This is a genomic window from Micromonospora sp. NPDC048905 (assembly GCF_040649655.1).
GTDB lineage: Bacteria > Actinomycetota > Actinomycetes > Mycobacteriales > Micromonosporaceae > Micromonospora.
In genome coordinates this window covers 511,738-529,212 of sequence record NZ_JBEZFV010000002.1, presented here as the reverse complement: position 1 = coordinate 529,212, position 17,475 = coordinate 511,738, and the positions used below count along the sequence as shown (strand labels likewise).

The window sequence follows — 17,475 nt, the reverse complement described above, 5'->3', positions numbered from 1 at the left end:
GGGAAGCGTGACGGTGGCCACGTCATGGACGACGGAGTCCAGCAGGCGTTGGACGCGGGGCTGCTGCCGGGAGATGAGTCGAACCGCGTCGATGATCATCGCCAGGATGGTGTCGTACGAGATGCCTCTCATCTGGGCGCGGACAGTGCCGTCGTCGCGGACGATGTGGGTCGGGTCGGGTCGGGGTGGGTGGCGAGCCGGCTCAGGAGGTCGTGTGCTTCCTGCACCGCGCGTACGGCGGTGGTGACGTCGTTGATGCCGGGAACAGCGCGCGTTCGGCGATGTCGGCGAGCTGGCGGAAGCCGAAACCGAGGTCCTGGCCCGGGGTGCGTTCCGCGCCGATGGTCACGCCCTGTCGGCCGCCTCGGCTGGCACCGGGCGAGGCGTGGCGTCGGCTGTCGCTGCGAAGGACGGGTGCGGCAATGGAGTCCCGGGGCACCAGCCGGCACGGCCCGGCGCGCTGATCGTGCACCGGTTCGCCATTGATGGCCACGAATAACAGGTCCGCGGTCGTCCGGCCGATTCCCTCGGGGTCCATGTCGATGCTGGTCGGGGTTGGGCCGGCAGCGCTGCCGCAGAAGATCGCGTCGATCGGAGCCTCGGCCGACAGCAGGATTCCCGCGGCCTGCCGCCCTCACGACTCGCTCCACTCGCCGTAGAGGGTGGGGGTGGCGAGGTGTAAGCCTTCGGTGGTGAGGGTCTCGATCGTCGCGGCGGCGTGGACGGTGGCGGAGTGGTGGTGCTCTGTGCCGGCGCCGAGGGCGTCCTCGGCGCCGATGAGCATCGGGATGCTGATCCGGCCGATGGTGTCAGTGGTGATCATGCCGACCGTGTGGGTGCGTCCGGTCTGCGGGCAGCGCGGCGGCGTTGGCGACGAAACCCAGCTGATCGGCGGCCTGTTGCACCCGTAGCCGGGTCTCCGGCCGTAGTGCGCCGCGACCGTTGAGCGCCGTGGAGGCCGTGCCGGTGGAGGCACCTGCGAGCGCCGCAACCTGGCTGATGGTGACGGCGCGTTCGACGGTGCTCAGCGTTTCCTCCACAGTTTCCTATCGGTCCCTGCTGGTCAGTTGTTGGGACCATGGGCATGTCGAAGTTCGACTTGACGTGACCGCTACTCTGTTGTTGGTCAATCACGGTGACCAAGTCGTCATGGGCCTCCCGGCTGGGGTCCAGTGAGGGCGACTGAAGGGTGTGCCACCCTCCGCGCGTTACACCCTTGTCGTTGTAGGTGCGTTATCTCGATTGCCGTTGGCCGGGCAGCGGAACGGGAGACGATCGTGCCCTCATTCGACCTTGCGGCTGTGCCGGCCACGGTGGTGCGACCGCTGATTGTCGCGATCGCCCACATTCCGATCATGCTGCTAGCGCTGTGTATCGCGCCGATCTTGCTCCTCGTGGCGGTAAGGCCCCAGTCGCACGGTGACCTGGCGGTCCGACTGCTGTGCGAGTTGCGGATCTGGAGCCGAGACGCGGTGGGTGCCGCTAGCGGTCGGCGTACGCGGTGACCCGCGTGCAGATCAAGGATCTCGCACGCGCCCGTCGCCGCTACACCGGTGAGAGCTACCAGCAGGCTCATAACCTCGTCGCGGCTGTGGCTGCCGGCGAGGCGCTGTTGCCCGACGCGCTCAGCGAGCCGCAAGCGGCCGTCGAGTCCGCTGTCATGAACCAGCTTCTCCTTGCGTCGCGGGAGTTGTCGGTAGACCTTCCCGATCGCTGTGTTCCGCTGCCGGTGCAGGCTGTTCGTCCGCTGGCGGCGTCGCTTCGCGTTACGGTGCCGATCAACGAGGTCGAGCAGTTCGCCGCCATGCTCAGCGCCGGGGGCACCACCTCGGGCGGGCGGGCGGGTGAGGCATTCATGGTCACCTCGGCCAAAGATGTCGTGACCCTGGCCTTGTCGGACCAGGCGGATGGGCAGGTACAACTGCGGTGTTCGTGGGATCGGCTTCGTTCGGCGCTACGCACCGCGCCCAGCGTCGAGGTCCTGTCCGGCGGCCGGCTGCGGGTGTTTTCTGGTTCGCTGCGGGCGGCACCCCGCCCGGAGCACCGTGCGGCGCTCAGTGCCTGCCTCCGGCGCTTCAGGCTGTTCTCGAACCCTCATGCCCTCTCCTGGTTGGTGGACTGGAATGAGTGGGTGCTCTCGGACCGCCGCCAGGATCGCCCGGTGCCGCCAGAGGATGTGCGGTCGGCATTTGCCAGGTCACGCTTTGGCCCGACGAGCGCCGAGGTTTCCGTGCTTCTCTGGGGCGGGGCGCAGGCGGGGACGGCTGGCGCCCCGCGGCCCCGGCCTTCTACTGACCGCGTCGATCCGCGCACCGCCACCACGCGCGTTTTCCCGGACCCGGAGAGCGATGGGGTGTCCCTCGCCGGCGTCACGTTCGTTCTCTCTGCCGCCGAGTTGACGCGACTCGTCGCGCAGCGCGCTCTGCCTGGGGCAGTCATCGGGCACACCCATCCCGACTCCGATCCCCTCGTGGCGGCCGCAGTTCGCGCGGCGATGCGCCGGGTGGCCACGTTGGCCGCGGAGCTTGTGCGGGCTGGGCTCGGCGCGGTCTCAGTGATCATCGGTTTCCAACTCCCACTGAGCACCAGGCAGGTCGACGTGGTGCTCGCCGGTGTGCATCCGGAGACCGGGCGTCCTGCGTACGTGGTTGTCGAGTTGAAGCCGTGGACGCATGTACGGTCGATAGCGAATTCTGATTCGCTGGTGGCGGTCGGGCACGCAGGAGTGGCGAACCTGCATCCGGGTGTGCAGGTTGGTGCCTACTGCAAATACCTGAGTGACGTTCTCGATGTGCTGGCCGCTGACGGGGACGGTTCGATCCGAGGGGCCGCCTATCTATACCAGGCCGTGGATCGCGACGTCAGCGACCTGCTCGCCCACAGTGCTGACGACCACGGCCGGGTCTTCACCAAGCAACGACGGGGACCGTTCCTCGACTACCTGCGCACTCACCTTGGTTCCGCCTCCGGAGCGGGTGCCGCTGACCAGTTGCTCGCGAGTCCCGTACGCCCCAGCAGGCACTTGCTGGGGTACGCCGGCCAAGAGCTGCGGGAGCGCTCACACTTCAGGCTGCTCGACGAGCAACGCGTGGCGTACGAGATGGTGTTGCGCGCGGTGAAGCGCGCCCGTACCGCGGAACGCAAGACAGTCGTGGTGGTGTCCGGTGGGCCAGGTAGCGGCAAGAGCGTCATCGGCCTGTCAGTGCTCGGCGAGCTGGCCCGGCAGGGCCATTCGGTCATGCACGCCACCGGGTCGCGGTCGTTCACGCAGACCTTGCGCCGGTACGCCGGTAAGGGAAGTCAGCGGCTCCGAAGCCTGTTCCGCTACTTCAACAGCTTCATGGAAGCTGAGCCGAACGGCCTCGACGTGCTGATCTGTGACGAGGCCCATCGCATACGGGCAACCTCGGTCAACCGATTCACCCCCGGAAGTCGGCGGGACCGGCATCGACCGCAGATCGAGGAGTTGATGGAAGCCGCCCGGGTGCCGGTCTTCCTCCTCGACGAGGATCAAGTGGTCCGGCCTGGCGAGCTGGGTAGCCTGACGCTCATCGCCCGGTATGCCAGAAAGCACGACCTGGAGATCGAGGTTGTCTCCTTGCATGACCAATTCCGGTCGGGCGGTAGTCGCACCTACGTCCAGTGGACCGAAGCCCTGCTCAGCGCCGACGATGATAAGCCATTGACGTGGAGCGGGGACGGTCGTTTCGACCTGCGGATGGTCGACTCGCCGGAAGAGATGGAGGCGTTTCTCGCCGGCAAGCATGCGGCTGGCGAGACGGCGAGATTGTCGGCCGGCTACTGCTGGCCCTGGAGCGATCCTCGACCGGACGGTTCGCTCGTGCCGGACGTGCAGATCGACGGGTGGGCCCGCCCCTGGAACGCCAGGAGTGAGCGCAGCGTCGGCGGTGCCCCCGGTTCCGCCTTCTGGGCAACCGACCTCAACGGCTTCGGTCAGATCGGCACCGTCTACACAGCGCAGGGCTTCGACTACGACTGGGCAGGCGTCATCATCGGTCCGGACCTTGTCGCCCGTGACGGCCGACTGGTCACCCGCCCTTCAGCATCGAAGGATCCGACGTTCCGCAACAGTGCAGCCATGAGTGACGAAGTCGCCGACCGCCTCATTCGCAACACCTACCGGGTGCTGATGACCCGGGGCATGCGCGGTGTGCTGCTCTATTCCACGGATCCAGAGACTCAGGCGTTCCTGGCTGCCCGGATGCATGCCGGGGCACGGTCTGCCACCGACTCCGGGGGTTCCGGGGGCTGACGACCGGTGGGCCGTGTTCTTCGCGGTACCCCGATCGTCTGGGCCGCCCCTTCGGCCACTGGCAGAGCATGACGGCCACGCGCCGCGGGACGGGACTCGGGCGGCGCGCTCCGGCGGGAGCCGGATGCCGAACGAGGCGCGTGTGCTCGTATACGGTCAGGGTCCAGCGGTGGCGGTGCGGCCATGGCAGTCCCACAGCTGCGCGCTGCTTGCCTGCCTCTACCGGCTGAGCAAAGATAACGCTGCCTGTCCGTGACCTGCCGTGCGATGCCGGTGGGCCTATGAACGCGATGGGAGGGACGGAATCGATCCGCGCCAGCAGGTCGAGGTGTTGTCTGGGCGCCTTCGGCGGAGGCGCTTCGGCTCCAGGCCGGGCGGGTGTGGCCGCCGGATTCGATCATCGTGCAGGAGCCGCCCTGTCGGTCGTTGAGCCGGGGAACGCTCAATGTTGCCGGCGAGCCAACGGCACTCAGGACGGGAATTCCTAGCGGCCGTGATCCCGCCGGATCGGAGGCGGGCATTTATGGGTGGCCACCTGCTATTCGAGATGAGGCGATATCTTCCTAGGATGCCCTGTGGGATGCGTGATCTGCCACAGAACCACGGGACCCAACGTCAGAGCGGACTCTTGACCGGACGCCGTAACAACTCCGGTAACGGATCGAGGTTAACCGGCGGGGGAGTGGCTGACATAGGTCAGCAGTGGGCATCATCGAAGGTCGCGGTTCTGTCCGCATTGGAGGAGGTGTAAGGCTGTTCTGGCACGGCGTGACACAATCGTTGTAGAACTGGGGGTCAAGGGGTCGTCGGTTCGAATCCGGCCGTCCCGACAGCGAGAGGGTTTCCGCAGGTCAGCGACTTGCGGAAGCCCTCTTTGTCTTGCGCTCGCGCAATTTATCGCCGTGTGAGGCGCTGCTGGAATCCTTGACTCGGGCAGTTTTGCGAGCAGGTCTTGGTTGCGTCCGCTGTGAATCGCCTGGTAGGCGCGCTGCATCGGTGTGGTGTGGTCGCTGCTGGACCTCTAAACGGCGGGCGATTTTGGTCAGAAAGGGCGTGATTTCCGTGCGCCGCTCTCGGCTCTTCTGTTGACGGGGAGCTGTTGGCTGGCGCCCGGTTGGGAAACGGGCGTCCGGGCGCTTAGGCCGGAAGCGGACTGCACGGCGGCGGGGGGCGGAAGCCTATGCCACCCAAGGATCGTGTCCGGACGGACCAGCAGCCGAAGCCGCCGCCGTACCACTCTGCGCGGAACCGGCACCAGCAGCGATGCCGGTTGCCCGGGCTCGTACGGCCACATCGTCATGTCGGCCGCCCCGGCGGCGGCGCCTCGCTGACGTCCTGCGAGGGGAACGGCTGAACCTACGACGCAGTCGTTCAACGGAAGCGAGCGATTGCGTGAGCATGCACCGTCGGTGGCATCGCCCCGCGGACCGCGGGCCTGACGTACACGAGGACAACGCCGATGCACGACGTACGAGTGACACACATCGGGGGACCGACGGCCCTCATCGAGGTGGCCGGCTGGCGGATCCTCACGGATCCGACGTTCGACCCGCCGGGTCGCCGGTACGCGTTCGGCTGGGGGACCAGTTCGCGGAAGGTCACCGGGCCCGCGCTGAGACCCGAGCAGGTCGGGCCCGTCGACGCGGTACTGCTCAGCCACGAGCATCACGCGGACAACCTCGACGAGAGCGGTCGGGAGTTGCTCGCCGACGTACCCGTCATCGTCACCACCCGCGCCGGTGCGCGTCGCCTCGGCGGCCGGGCGCGTGGCCTGCGACCGTGGGACGAGACCGTCCTCGATGCTTCCGGGCGGCTGCCGATCACGGTAACCGCGACGCCGTGCCGGCACGGGCCGCCGCTCAGCCTCCCCATCGCGGGGCCGGTCATCGGGTTCGCGTTGCGGTGGGACGGCCAGGAGCACGGCGTGTTGTGGGTCACCGGTGACACCGTCATGTTCCGTGGCCTGCGGGAGGTGCCACGGCGGCTGACCGTCGGCACCGTCCTGCTGCACCTGGGCGCCGTCAGGTTCCCGATGACCGGCCGCCTGCACTACAGCCTCACCGGACGCGAGGCCGTCGAACTCTGCCGGCTCGTCCGGCCACACACCATCATCCCGGTGCACTACGAGGGCTGGTCCCATTTCAGCCAGGGCAGAGCGGCGGTCGAGCGGGCGTTCGCGGCCGCACCGGACGGACTCGGCGACCGATTGCGGTGGCTTGCCGCGGCAACCACCGTCAACTCACTGAAGCACCGCCGGGGCGGCATCCCGCAGCGTAGTGGCGCAGCACATGCAGCCATCGCTGAAAGGGTTTCATGACATGCCGACCACTCGACGTACCCTGATCGCCGGCTCTGCCGCGGTCGCCACCAGCACCCTCATCGGGGCGCCGGCGGCGACCGCACACACCAGGCCGGCCACGCCGAAGCCGACAGTCGTGCTGGTGCACGGCGCGTTCGCCGACGCGTCCGGCTGGACCGACACCGCCCGGATCCTGCAGCGCGACGGCTACCCGGTCCTCGCGCCGGCGAACCCGCTGCGCAGCGTCTCCGCCGACGCCGCCTACCTGGCCAGCATCCTGGCCAGCGTGCCCGGACCGCTGGTCCTGGTCGCGCATTCGTACGGTGGCATGGTCATCACCAACGCGGCCGTCGGCAATCCGAACGTCAAAGCCCTCGTCTACGTCGCCGCGTTCGCCCCCGAACAGGGCGAGACGCTGCAGGGACTGCAGCTCAAGTTCCCGGGCAGCAAGCTCGGCGAGGCGGCACTGGACTTCCGCCCGTACCCGACCGCCGACGGCGCCGGCAGCGTTGACGGCTACGTCAAGACAAGCGTCTTCCGCGACGTGTTCGCCGCCGACCTGCCCCGCGCCACGACCGACCTGATGGCCGCCACACAGCGGCCCGGCGACGTGCACACCCTCGGGGAGCCGTCCGGTGCTCCGGCCTGGAAGCACATTCCCACCTGGTACCTCGTGGCCCGCCACGACAACCTCATCCCGGCCGCCGCGCAACGGTTCATGGCGCAGCGGGCCGGTGCCCGGATCACCGAGGTCAACGCCTCGCACGTGGCGATGATCTCGCAGCCGCGGGTCACCGCCGATGTCATCAAGCACGCAGCCCGTTGAGAGGACCCACAATCATGTACGTCACCACCGCTGACGGCGCGTCGATCTTCTACAAGGACTGGGGTGCCGGCCGCCCGGTCGTGCTGTCGCACGGCTGGCCGCTCAACTCCGACAGCTGGGAGGCGCAGGCGCTCTTCCTCGCCGAGCACGGGTTCCGGGTCATCGCCCACGACCGACGCGGACACGGCCGGTCGACCCAGACGTGGCACGGCAACGAGATGGACGCCTACGCCGACGACCTCGCCACGCTCCTGGACACCCTGGACGTGCGGGAGGCGTCCCTGGTCGGGTTCTCCACCGGCGGCGGCGAGGTGGCCCGGTACATCGGGCGGCATGGCACCGGTCGGGTCGTGCAGGCTGCGCTGATCTCGGCGGTGCCGCCGTTCATGCTGCAGACACCGGACAACCCCGGCGGGGTCCCGGTTGCGGTGTTCGACGCGATCCGGGCCGGATCCCTCGCAGACCGTTCGCAGACGTACAAGGATCTCGCGGCCGGGCCGTTCTTCGGCGGGACCGCCTCGCAGGGCGTGCGGGACGCGTTCTGGCTGCAGTCGATGGCCGCCGGCCACCGCAACGCCTTCGAGTGCATCGCCGCGTTCTCCGCCACCGACTTCCGACCCGACCTCACCGCGATCGACGTGCCGACCCTGGTCATCCACGGCGACGCCGACCAGGTCGTGCCGTTCGAGGTCGGCGGCATGGCCTCCTCGGCGCTGATCAAGGACGCCCGGCTCGTCGTCTACGCCGGCGCACCACACGGCATCACCGACACCCACAAGCAGCAGCTCGGCATCGACCTGCTCGCGTTCCTGAGGGAGTACGACGCATGAGCACGATCGTCCTCATCCACGGCCTGTGGGTTACCCCACGCAGCTGGGAACACTGGATCCCGTACTACGAGGCGCAGGGCCACACCGTCGTCGCACCCGCCTACCCCGGCTTCGAGGTGGAGGTCGAGGCGTTGCGCGCCGATCCCACCCCGATCGCCACGGTCACCGTGCCGGAGACCCTCACGCGCCTGGAGAAGGTCATCACGGCGCTGCCCGAGCCGCCGATCCTCATCGGTCACTCGTTCGGCGGCACGCTGACGCAGCTGCTGATGGACCGGGGGTACGGCGCAGCGGGTGTGGTCATCGACTCCGCCCCGCCGGAGGGCATCCGGGTCACCCCGCCGTCGCAGATCCGGTCCCTGTTCCCGATCCTGAACAACCCCGCGAAGCGGCACCAGGCGGCCGGGTTCACCCCGGCGCAGTTCCACTACGCGTTCACCAACACGCTGCCCGAGGACGAGGCGCTCGCCGCCTACGAGCGGTATGCGATCCCCGCTCCGGGCAGCTGGGTGTGGACCTACGGGCTCACCGCCAACTTCACGCCCGGGCATCAGGAGACCTGGGTCGACTTCCGAAACGAGCGGCGGGCCCCGCTGCTGTTCATCGCCGGCGGCGCCGACCACATCATGCCGCCGTCGGTGAACAGGTCCAACGCCCACCACTACCAGGCGGCCGGCACCGTCACCGACTACCACGAGTTCCCGGGCCGCTCGCACTGGACGTGCGCCGAACCCGGCTGGGAGCAGGTCGCCGACTACGCCCTGACCTGGGCGTCACAGCACCTCCGGTAGGTGCGCGGCGGCGGTCGGGCGAGCCGGTGCCCGACCGCCGCCGACGGCTGGTGCGTAAGACGATCTTGGGCGATACTGGCGTTCCGGGCATGTGCGAGCACGACGAGAACGGAACCGATGGCAGCGGCACGGCAGGCGGACCCCGATTCGCGCGGTGCCGGGCGATTCACGGCGCTGCGAGAGGTTCTCGCCTACCTGCGTGATGCTTCGTCCGTCGTTTCCGGTATGTACCTGCAGGGAAGCGCCGGCGTCGGCATGTCGACGGTGCTGTCCAGCGTCGCGGCCCGGGCGCGGCGTCGCGGTCACCGTCTCATCGTGGTCAGCGGGTCTCATGCGGAACGTGACGTTGCGTTCGCGGGACTGCACCAGATGCTGCACGCGTGCCGGCGCCTTCCCGCCGCCCGTCCGGCGATCGACCTGCTGGCGACAGCCGTCGGCCGCGGTACTGCAATCCCCGTCGCCAGCCTCGATCCTGCTACCGGCGTCGACTCGGCTGTGGTGAGGGCTGTCGGGTCGCTGCTCGCGGCGATCACCGTGGACGCGCCCGCGCTGGTCGTCGTCGACAACGCCCACCGCCTCGACGCGCAGACGTCCGCGACCATCGCGTCCGCGCTCGCCGGTGGACCCGTTCCCGGCCTGGCCGTCATTCTGGGCGGGCTCCCGGCGGGCGCTCGGGCGTGGCCGTCGCTGCGAACCCGGACGCTGCCCGGTCTACCGGAGGCCGCGGCGCGGCGGCTGCTGCTCGCACGGGCGCCGGGACTGGACCGGTGGCTCGCCGACCGGATCGTGGACGAGGCCGCAGGCCGGCCGCTCGCGCTGGTCGAGCTGCCGATCGCCTGGCGCGACGGGTACACCCCCGGCGCCGACCTCCTGAGACAGCATTCGCCGCTGACGACACGGCTCGCGCAGTCGCTGCTGGAGGAGGTCACCGCGCTGCCCCTGGAGGGCGCTTTCGGCTTGTCGGACGTCCTGGGGACCCGGGACAGCAGAGGCACCGATCCGCTGCTCGCCGCCGCGCTGGCGCAGACGGCGGACCCCGCCGACCCGCCCGCGACGCACGCGGAGTCCGGCGGGCCCATCCAACGCGCCGTGGCCGTGATGCGATCCGGGCAGCGGGACGAGCAGGCCGGCAGGGCGCTCATCGAGGGCGCGAGCGTCGCCGCGGACCTCGGTCGGTTCGAGGTGGTCGCGGCGCTGCTCGACGACCTGCCGGAGCAGATCAACCCGATCGACGCCGTCCGCCGCGACCTGCTACTGCGCCGCGTCGGCGACGGGACATGGCCACGGCTGCCGTCGGCGGAGACACTGTGCACCGTCGCCGACACCTGCCGCGGCGCCGGCAACCCCGACCTGGCCCTCGACCTCCTCGCCGGGTTCGCCGAAAACGTCACCTGGACCGACGTCGACGAAGCGGCCCGCCAGCGGCTCCTAGTCTCGCTCGGCGACCTCGACCCGCACCGCGACGACCCGCGAGGGCTGCTGGTCGCCGCGACCCTCGCCGGCCACTCAGCCGGCGTCGGCGTCGGCGTCGATGCCGGCCGGCAAGCGGGGCTGGCGCTGCGGCGGCTGGGCCACCTCGAACCCGCCACCGTGCACCTGGAACCCGTCGTCGCGACGCTGACCCGGCAGCGCCGTTTCGGGTTGCTGGTGCCGGCCGCGGCAGCCCTCGCCGACGCACAGCTGTTCCTCGGCCGGTGGGACGACGCCGACCGGCACCTGCGGGCCGCGACCGACGCGGCAGAACGCACCGGCCAGGTGGTGTGGCTGGCGTACCTGCGGGCGACGGCGGCGCTGCTGCACGCGTGGCGCGGCGAGGTCGACAGCGCCCGCGGCGCCGCCGACACGGCCGAGCTGACGCTGGGAGACCGGCCGGTGTGGCCGGTGCGGCTGCGGCTCGCCGCCGCCCGCGGGACCGCGCTCATGACCGAGGACAGCTTCGCCGAGGCATGCGTGGCAATGGAACCGGTGATGGTCGGTCAGGGCGTTCGCGCGTACACGATCGACCTCGCCGTCGTCGCGACCCTGCACGCGGAGGCCGCCAGCCGCGGCCGACCACGACCCGAGCACCAGCTGCCAGACAACCTGTCACCCGACGGCGAGACGCACCACATGTACGCGCGGGCGCTGCTGCAACCACACGAGGCGGTGTTCACCGACCTGCTCGAGCGGACCGGGCGGCTGCCGTGGCTGCGGGCGCGGGTCCAGCTGACCTACGGGTCGTGGCTGCGCCGGGACCGGCGCATCGGCGAGGCACGCGAGCAACTGCACGCCGCCCGTGCCGCGTTCGCCGCGCTGTCCGCCCGGCACTGGTCCGACCGTACCGAGCAGGAGTTGCGCGCGGCCGGCGCCGACCAGCGCGGCGGGCTGCTCACCCCGCAGGAGCTCGCGGTCGTCAAGCTCGCCGCGACCGGCCTGTCCAACCGGGAGATCGGCGCGCGGCTGGACCTGTCGGCGCGCACCGTCGAATCGCACCTCGCCCGGGCCTTCCCGAAACTGTCGATCAGCTCCCGCCATCAACTGCCCGCCCGCCTGTACGAGCTGACATGACCGACCTCTTCGGCAGGGCTCACGAGATCGGTGTGCTCGACGCCCTGATCGCCGGCGCGCGCCAGGGCGGCGGGTCGGTGCTGCTGCGCGGTGACGCCGGCGTCGGCAAGTCAGCGCTGCTGCACGCGGCCACCGCGATCGCCGACCGTCACGGACACCTGGTGCTGACCGCCGTCGGCATCGACGGTGACGCCAGCCCGTACGTCAGCCTTCGCCGGATGCTGCCACCCCAGATGATCGACGCCGCGGACCTGCCGCCCGCCCAGCGCGCCGCGCTGCTCGCGGCGACCCGCACGGACGACCCCGCCGCCGTGCCCGAGCCGTTCCTGGTCGGCATGGCCGCCCTGACCGTCCTCACCGACGCCCCCGAGGACCGGCCGATCACGCTCATCGTCGACGACGCACACTGGCTGGACGCACAGTCCCGCGCCGTGATCGCGTTCCTCGGCCGCAGGCTCGCCGCCGACCCGGTGCTGCTGATCGTGGCGACCAGACCCGTCGACGACCCCGCCCCGCCCTCGACGCGACCACGACCCTCACCGTGCCGCCGCTGCCCGCCGACGCCGCGACCGCACTGCTCGACTCGATCGCCGCCGGCCTGGACCCGTTCGTCCGCGGCCAGATCCTGCACGCCGCCCGCGGCAACCCGTTGGCACTGGCCGAACTACCCCGCACCTGGGCCAGCATGGCACCCGCCGCGGCGACCATCCCCGTCGGCGACCACATCCGGTCCAGCTTCGCCGGCAGCTACCGCCGCCTGCCACCGATCAGCCGCGACGTCCTGCTGATCGCGGCCCTCGACGAACACTCCGCCACCACGGAGATCCTCCACGCGGCCGAGCTCTTCGCCGGCCGACCGATCCCGCACGGCGCCCTGAGCCCGTCCGCGGCGGCGGCCCTGATCACGGTCTCCCGTAGCGACGTCGTCTTCCGCCACCCGTTGGTACGGGCAGCCGTCATCGAATCCGAGGACGCCGAACGCGTACGGGCCGGACACCACGCCCTCGCCGTCGCCCTGGAACGTTCGGATCACCGCCGCGCGCTGACCCATCGGGCACAGGCTGCCCATGGCACCGACGACATCCTCGCCACTGACCTCGCCGCCGCCGCGGAGGAATGCCGCCACCGTGCCGAGACGACGACCGCGATCTGGCTCATGGAACGCGCCGCCGGCGTCACCGCCGATCCGGGTCTGCGAGGCCACCGGCAGCTGATCGCCGCCACCTGGGCGTATGAGCTCGGCGACCGCCGTACCGTCGACCGGCTGCTCACCCACGCCCGCGCCGAGCCCCTGGCCCCGCTCGACCAGATCCGCGCCGCGTGGCTCGCCGAGATCTTCACCGGCCACGGCACCGACATCCTTGCCCTGCACCGCGACGTGCAGCTCGCCCGGGACTCCGGCGACCTCGAACTCGCCTGGAACGTCCTCATGTCCATCGCCTCCCGCTGCTACTGGACACCACCGGACGAGCCGACCCGGCAACTGCTCGCCGCCACCGCGCAGGCGCTGCCCGTTGCCGGGTCCGAGTACCGCCTGGTCTTCGCCCTGTCCGGCATCGACCAGGTCAGCCACACCGCCCGCATCCTCGCCGAATGCCGCCGCGCCCTGACCCGGGAGGTCCCGGACGCCAACGCCCTACGCATGTACGCGATGGGCGCCGTGGTCGTCGGCGACGCGCTCGTCGCCCGGACCTTCGGCGACGAGGCCGAGCGCCTGCTGCGGGCCCAGGGCCGCCTCGGGCTCCTGCCGCACGTCCTGCTCACCCGCATCCAGGCCGACTGGTCCATCGGCCACTGGGACCGCGCCCGGACCGCCCTCGATGAGGGTCGCCGCCTCGCCGCCGAGACAAACCAACCGACCTGGCGTAACTCGGCCCGCCTGAACGAGGCCCGCATGGCCGCCCTGACCGGCTCGTTCGAACACCTCTCACAGACCTTGGCCGAGATCGACGCCGAGGCGCTCCGCCAGGGCACCACCAGTTTCCTGCCCCGGGTCCAGGTCGTGCGCGGCACAGCGCTCGTGGCCTGCGGCAGGTACGAGAACGGGTTCGACGTGCTCCGGCGCGTCTTCGATCCGCAGGATCCGTTGTACGACCCGCGCAGCACCTTCCCCGCGATCATGTTCCTGGCCGACGCCGCGGTGCACACCGGCCGCGGTCTGCTCGCGCTGCAGCTCATCGACGGGGTCCGCCGACTGCTCGGCCCGACCCCACCGGTCGACTTCCGGGTCGTGAACGCCTACGCCGGCGCGGTCCTCGCCGACAGCGAAGCGTCCTTTCTGAACGCATTGGAGGGCGAAGCAGCCCACTGGCCCTGGGTGCTGGCGCGGCTCAGGCTGGCGTACGGCACATTGCTCCGCCGACGTCGTAGGGACGCCGATGCGGTGCCGCACCTGCAGTTGGCCCTCGCCGGGCTGTCTCGGATGGGTGCGCTGCCCTGGGTCGGACAGGCCCAGCAGCAGCTGCGCGCCGCGGGCGCTCAGACCTCCCAACCGGGTGTGGTGCCGCAGCAGGTGCTGAACGCGCAGGAGCTGCAGATCGCCACACTGGCCGCCACCGGCCTCACCAACCGCGAAATCGGCACGCAACTGTTCCTGTCCCCACGAACAGTCGGCTCCCACCTGTACCGCATCTTCCCGAAACTCGGCATTACCTCCAGGGGACAACTGACCGCCGTACTGAACACGACGCCAGAAGACTGACGTTCACGGCCGGTGAGACCTCCCGGATTGGGCCGGGCCGGCGTTACCGATCGGGCTGCGACGGAGACCCCTGCCGCAGACGGCCGGGCTGTGCCAGGTCCCGAACCGGGTGAGGATCGTAACGGCCCGACCGGCGAGCTGGTCTACGACCGGACGTACGCCGCGCCCAGGCCGGGTTCCTGCTGCATGGGCTGCACCTCGCGCTTCCCGGCGACCTCGACATCGCCAGCGGCCCGGCATGACGGCCCCTGGACTTCACCGAGCAGACCGCGGCACGGTTGCGCGCCGGCGTCGCCGAGCCGGTGCACGCTGCCGCGTCTGAAGGTCGGCGAAAGGATCGTCAGGACCGAGGCGCTGCACGGCGGCACCACTGCCGAAATGCGGACGCTGACCATCGGCACGCGGGACGGAAGCACCGAGGAGCTGGGGCTACGGAGCTTCGTCGACCCGTCCTATCTCAGACACGCCGGGGACTGGCTGAAACGGGAGGCCGAGCCCTGTCCCTGCTCACCGGGACCGGTGTGCCGGCTCCCGAGCTGGTCGCGGTTGATCCAACCGCCGTGCCGCCCGGCTCCGCGGAGCGGATCGCCAGCAATCTGTCGTCGTTGCTAAAAGGCAGGGGCTGTGCGGAGCGCCCGGCTGTCAGGCGCTTGCCCTGCAGGAGCCCAACGAGTTCCACGCCCACAGCCCGAATTCGGCGCGGCACTGCCGGGGGAGTGTTGCGACGACTCCTTTACTCGGCTGGTTTACGCTGTCGGCGACCTGGATAAACGTGCGTGAGCATGCCGCTGGGCCACCGGACTACTGGGGCCCCGAAAACCCCCCATTTACCGGGGTCGGCAACCAGGCTCGTCATCCATGCGCATCGTTGGGCATCGCGGGTGCGGTAGGCAGCCGCGCCCCGCGGTCGGCACCGAGTCGCTCGAGGATGTCAGAGACGTCCGTTACCGAGACAGCCCCCGATCCGCTCGAACGACCGGTCGTGGTCGCCCCCGGACGGGGACAGCAGCACGTCGAGGTCGTGGCGAGCGGCCGCCTCCACGACACTGGCGACGAAACCCAATTGCATGTCGGTCATCCGCTGACTCGCCGGGGGAATCACCAGGCCGAGGGTGCGGCTGCGTCCTCCCTTCAGCGCGCGGGCACTGGCGTTCGGTCGATAGTCCAGCTCGTCGATGACCGCCTGGATCCGCTGGCGGGTCCCCTCCGAGACGGTCCGTTTCCCGCTCAGGACGTAGGAGACGGTGCTGCGGGACACCCCCGCCCGGCGGGCGATCTCCCCGATGTTCATGCCGCGCCCTCGAATCGATTCTTGCTCGACACGGGCACGCACCATCTTTTCCTGACGAGCATATCCGTCCGGAAACCCAAGCCCCGAGGCAGCAAGTTCCCGGCCAGTGGGGCGTCGACCGGGTTGGATGCGACGGCCCGCACCCGGTGGCGCAACGAATGGACGGGCATTAATGTAAACAGGTATGACGTGTGACGTCGGTCTGCGTCGGTAGACGAGGCTCGAACCACCGCCGCCCACGGCACCAACCGTATCGAACTGGATCGGTCCGGCAACACAGGCTCAACCCGCCACCACCACGCTCCACCTCACCGCCGAGAGGATCCGATGAATGTGAAGAGACGACTGAGTCGTCTGCTCGCCGCGACGGGGACCATGCTGGTTCTCGCTGTCGGCGCCAGCATCTACGTGGTCTCGGACGCGCCGGGTGTCGCCCGCGCCGCCGGCACGGGACCGTGCGACATCTACGCCTCGGGTGGCACCCCGTGCGTGGCCGCGCACAGCACCACCCGTGCGCTGTACGGCGCGTACAACGGCCCGCTCTACCAGGTCCGGCGCTCCTCGGACAACACCACCCGCGACATCGGCGTGCTGAGCGCGGGCGGCTACGCCGACGCCGCCACGCAGGACACGTTCTGCGCCAACACGAACTGCGTCATCACGATCATCTACGACCAGTCCGGCCGCAACAACCGCCTCACCCAGGCCATGGGTGGCGGCGTGCCGGGCCCCGGCCCTGGCGGGTCGGACAACCTTGCCGACGCGAAGGCGGCGCCGATCACGATCGGCGGCCAGAAGGCGTACGGCGTCTACATCGCTCCCGGCACCGGCTACCGCAACAACAACACCAACGGCATCGCGACCGGCGACCAGCCCGAGGGCATGTACGCCGTCCTCGACGGCACGCACTACAACAACGGGTGCTGCTTCGACTACGGCAACGCGCAGACGAACGCCATGGCCGACGACATCGGCATCATGGAGACCATCTACTTCGGCAACAACAAGGTGTGGGGCTACGGCGACGGCAACGGCCCCTGGATCATGATGGACATGGAATGGGGACTCTTCTCCGGAGTGAACCCGCGATACAACCCCATGGCGCCCATCAACCACCGCTTCGTGACCGCCATCGTCAAGGGCGAACCGAACCACTGGGCCATCCGGGGCGGCAACGCCCAGGCCGGCGGCCTGACGACCTACTTCGACGGACGCCGCCCCAACGGCTACCACCCGATGAAGAAGGAAGGCGCCATCCTGCTCGGCATCGGCGGCGACAACAGCAACACCGCCCGAGGCACCTTCTACGAGGGCGTGATGACCTCCGGCTACCCGACCGCGGCGACCGAGGACGCGGTGCAGGCCAACATCGCCGCCGCCGCGTACGCGCCGTCCGGTGGCGGTAACCCGACACAGAGCGTCCAACTCGTCGGTGGCCAGTCCAACCGCTGCGTCGACGTGCCGAACGGCACCACCACCAACGGCACCCAGGTCCAACTCTGGGACTGCGTCGGCAACACCGCCCAACGCTGGACCCACACCGCCGGCAAACAACTGCAGGTGCTGGGCAACAAGTGCCTCGACGCCAGCGGCCAGGGCACCACCAACGGCACCCAGGCCATCATCTGGGACTGCCACAGCGGCACCAACCAACAATGGAACATCAACTCCAACGGCACCATCACCGGCGTCCAGTCCGGGCTCTGCCTCGACGCCAGCGGCGCCGGAACCGCGAACGGCACCAAGCTCCTCCTCTGGGCCTGCAACGGACAACAGAACCAGCGCTGGTCCACCCGCAGCTGATCCGTAGCACCACCCAATCGACGGTGCCGCCTCCGCGAGTCTCACGGAGGCGGCCCCGCCGGCGGGGCCGGCACCGGGCAGCGCGCGCGGCAATCCGGGGCGCGCGGCCGCGGG

14 protein-coding genes are annotated in these 17,475 nt (G+C 70.0%); 9 read left to right on the top strand and 5 right to left on the bottom strand.

Annotated elements, in window-relative coordinates; genetic code table 11:
• Nucleotides 1-202: 202 nt before the first annotated feature.
• From AB0C01_RS07110 to AB0C01_RS07100, 3 genes are all read right to left on the bottom strand, one after another.
• Nucleotides 203-538 carry a DUF2254 family protein gene (locus AB0C01_RS07110; protein ID WP_357570525.1) on the bottom strand — a complete coding sequence of 112 codons (336 nt, stop codon included), beginning with the start codon at nucleotides 536-538 and terminating at the stop codon, nucleotides 203-205.
• A 96-nt stretch (nucleotides 539-634) separates the two neighbouring features.
• Nucleotides 635-823, bottom strand: coding sequence for a hypothetical protein (locus AB0C01_RS07105; RefSeq protein WP_357570524.1), 189 nt, complete (start codon nucleotides 821-823; stop codon nucleotides 635-637).
• On the bottom strand, nucleotides 810-1,040 hold the full coding sequence (locus AB0C01_RS07100; protein WP_357570523.1) for a LacI family DNA-binding transcriptional regulator: 231 nt from the start codon (nucleotides 1,038-1,040) through the stop codon (nucleotides 810-812). Before AB0C01_RS07100 ends, AB0C01_RS07105 begins: the two co-directional genes overlap by 14 nt.
• A gap of 470 nt (nucleotides 1,041-1,510) precedes the next feature.
• Between AB0C01_RS07100 and AB0C01_RS07095 the strand changes: the two genes are divergently transcribed.
• From AB0C01_RS07095 to AB0C01_RS07060, 8 genes are all read left to right on the top strand, one after another.
• On the top strand, nucleotides 1,511-4,273 hold the full coding sequence (locus AB0C01_RS07095) for a DUF2075 domain-containing protein (RefSeq protein ID WP_357570522.1): 2,763 nt from the start codon (nucleotides 1,511-1,513) through the stop codon (nucleotides 4,271-4,273).
• Between the two features lie 1,459 nt (nucleotides 4,274-5,732).
• Nucleotides 5,733-6,590, top strand: a complete 858-nt coding sequence (locus AB0C01_RS07090; protein WP_357570521.1) for an MBL fold metallo-hydrolase — start codon at nucleotides 5,733-5,735, stop codon at nucleotides 6,588-6,590.
• Between the two features lies 1 nt (nucleotide 6,591).
• The gene (locus AB0C01_RS07085; protein WP_357570520.1) at nucleotides 6,592-7,398 is read left to right on the top strand and encodes an alpha/beta hydrolase; all 807 of its coding nucleotides are present in this window, start codon (nucleotides 6,592-6,594) and stop codon (nucleotides 7,396-7,398) included.
• A 14-nt stretch (nucleotides 7,399-7,412) separates the two neighbouring features.
• Nucleotides 7,413-8,228: an alpha/beta hydrolase gene (locus AB0C01_RS07080; protein ID WP_357570519.1), complete on the top strand. Its 816-nt coding sequence runs from the start codon at nucleotides 7,413-7,415 to the stop codon at nucleotides 8,226-8,228.
• Nucleotides 8,225-9,019, top strand: a complete 795-nt coding sequence (locus AB0C01_RS07075; protein ID WP_357570518.1) for an alpha/beta hydrolase — start codon at nucleotides 8,225-8,227, stop codon at nucleotides 9,017-9,019. Before AB0C01_RS07080 ends, AB0C01_RS07075 begins: the two co-directional genes overlap by 4 nt.
• 117 nt (nucleotides 9,020-9,136) lie before the next feature.
• Nucleotides 9,137-11,566, top strand: a complete 2,430-nt coding sequence (locus AB0C01_RS07070; protein ID WP_357570517.1) for a LuxR C-terminal-related transcriptional regulator — start codon at nucleotides 9,137-9,139, stop codon at nucleotides 11,564-11,566.
• Nucleotides 11,563-12,354 carry an AAA family ATPase gene (locus AB0C01_RS07065; RefSeq protein WP_357570516.1) on the top strand — a complete coding sequence of 264 codons (792 nt, stop codon included), beginning with the start codon at nucleotides 11,563-11,565 and terminating at the stop codon, nucleotides 12,352-12,354. Before AB0C01_RS07070 ends, AB0C01_RS07065 begins: the two co-directional genes overlap by 4 nt.
• Nucleotides 12,252-14,267, top strand: coding sequence for a LuxR C-terminal-related transcriptional regulator (locus tag AB0C01_RS07060; RefSeq protein ID WP_357570700.1), 2,016 nt, complete (start codon nucleotides 12,252-12,254; stop codon nucleotides 14,265-14,267). The genes AB0C01_RS07065 and AB0C01_RS07060 overlap by 103 nt, the downstream gene beginning before the upstream one ends.
• A 143-nt stretch (nucleotides 14,268-14,410) precedes the next feature.
• Here the strand turns inward: AB0C01_RS07060 and AB0C01_RS07055 are convergent, their stop codons facing one another.
• Complete coding sequence (locus tag AB0C01_RS07055) at nucleotides 14,411-14,668, bottom strand: hypothetical protein (protein ID WP_357570515.1); 258 nt, start codon at nucleotides 14,666-14,668, stop codon at nucleotides 14,411-14,413.
• 530 nt (nucleotides 14,669-15,198) lie between these two features.
• On the bottom strand, nucleotides 15,199-15,558 hold the full coding sequence (locus tag AB0C01_RS07050; RefSeq protein WP_357570514.1) for a LacI family DNA-binding transcriptional regulator: 360 nt from the start codon (nucleotides 15,556-15,558) through the stop codon (nucleotides 15,199-15,201).
• 327 nt (nucleotides 15,559-15,885) lie between these two features.
• Here AB0C01_RS07050 and AB0C01_RS07045 point away from each other — a divergent pair, with 327 nt between their 5' ends.
• Nucleotides 15,886-17,361 carry an arabinofuranosidase catalytic domain-containing protein gene (locus tag AB0C01_RS07045; RefSeq protein ID WP_357570513.1) on the top strand — a complete coding sequence of 492 codons (1,476 nt, stop codon included), beginning with the start codon at nucleotides 15,886-15,888 and terminating at the stop codon, nucleotides 17,359-17,361.
• The last annotated feature ends 114 nt before the right edge of the window (nucleotides 17,362-17,475 follow it).

What these genes read in the sequence shown, in the direction of transcription:
- AB0C01_RS07075 (WP_357570518.1), top strand. Translation starts at nt 8,225, where the DNA reads ATGAGCACGATCGTCCTCATCCACGGCCTGTGGGTTACCCCACGCAGC.
- AB0C01_RS07080 (WP_357570519.1), top strand. Translation starts at nt 7,413, where the DNA reads ATGTACGTCACCACCGCTGACGGCGCGTCGATCTTCTACAAGGACTGG.
- AB0C01_RS07060 (WP_357570700.1), top strand. Translation starts at nt 12,252, where the DNA reads ATGGCACCCGCCGCGGCGACCATCCCCGTCGGCGACCACATCCGGTCC.
- AB0C01_RS07090 (WP_357570521.1), top strand. Translation starts at nt 5,733, where the DNA reads ATGCACGACGTACGAGTGACACACATCGGGGGACCGACGGCCCTCATC.
- AB0C01_RS07065 (WP_357570516.1), top strand. Translation starts at nt 11,563, where the DNA reads ATGACCGACCTCTTCGGCAGGGCTCACGAGATCGGTGTGCTCGACGCC.
- AB0C01_RS07110 (WP_357570525.1), bottom strand. Translation starts at nt 538, where the DNA reads ATGGACCCCGAGGGAATCGGCCGGACGACCGCGGACCTGTTATTCGTG.
- AB0C01_RS07045 (WP_357570513.1), top strand. Translation starts at nt 15,886, where the DNA reads ATGAATGTGAAGAGACGACTGAGTCGTCTGCTCGCCGCGACGGGGACC.
- AB0C01_RS07050 (WP_357570514.1), bottom strand. Translation starts at nt 15,558, where the DNA reads ATGAACATCGGGGAGATCGCCCGCCGGGCGGGGGTGTCCCGCAGCACC.
- AB0C01_RS07070 (WP_357570517.1), top strand. Translation starts at nt 9,137, where the DNA reads ATGGCAGCGGCACGGCAGGCGGACCCCGATTCGCGCGGTGCCGGGCGA.
- AB0C01_RS07085 (WP_357570520.1), top strand. Translation starts at nt 6,592, where the DNA reads ATGCCGACCACTCGACGTACCCTGATCGCCGGCTCTGCCGCGGTCGCC.
- AB0C01_RS07105 (WP_357570524.1), bottom strand. Translation starts at nt 823, where the DNA reads ATGATCACCACTGACACCATCGGCCGGATCAGCATCCCGATGCTCATC.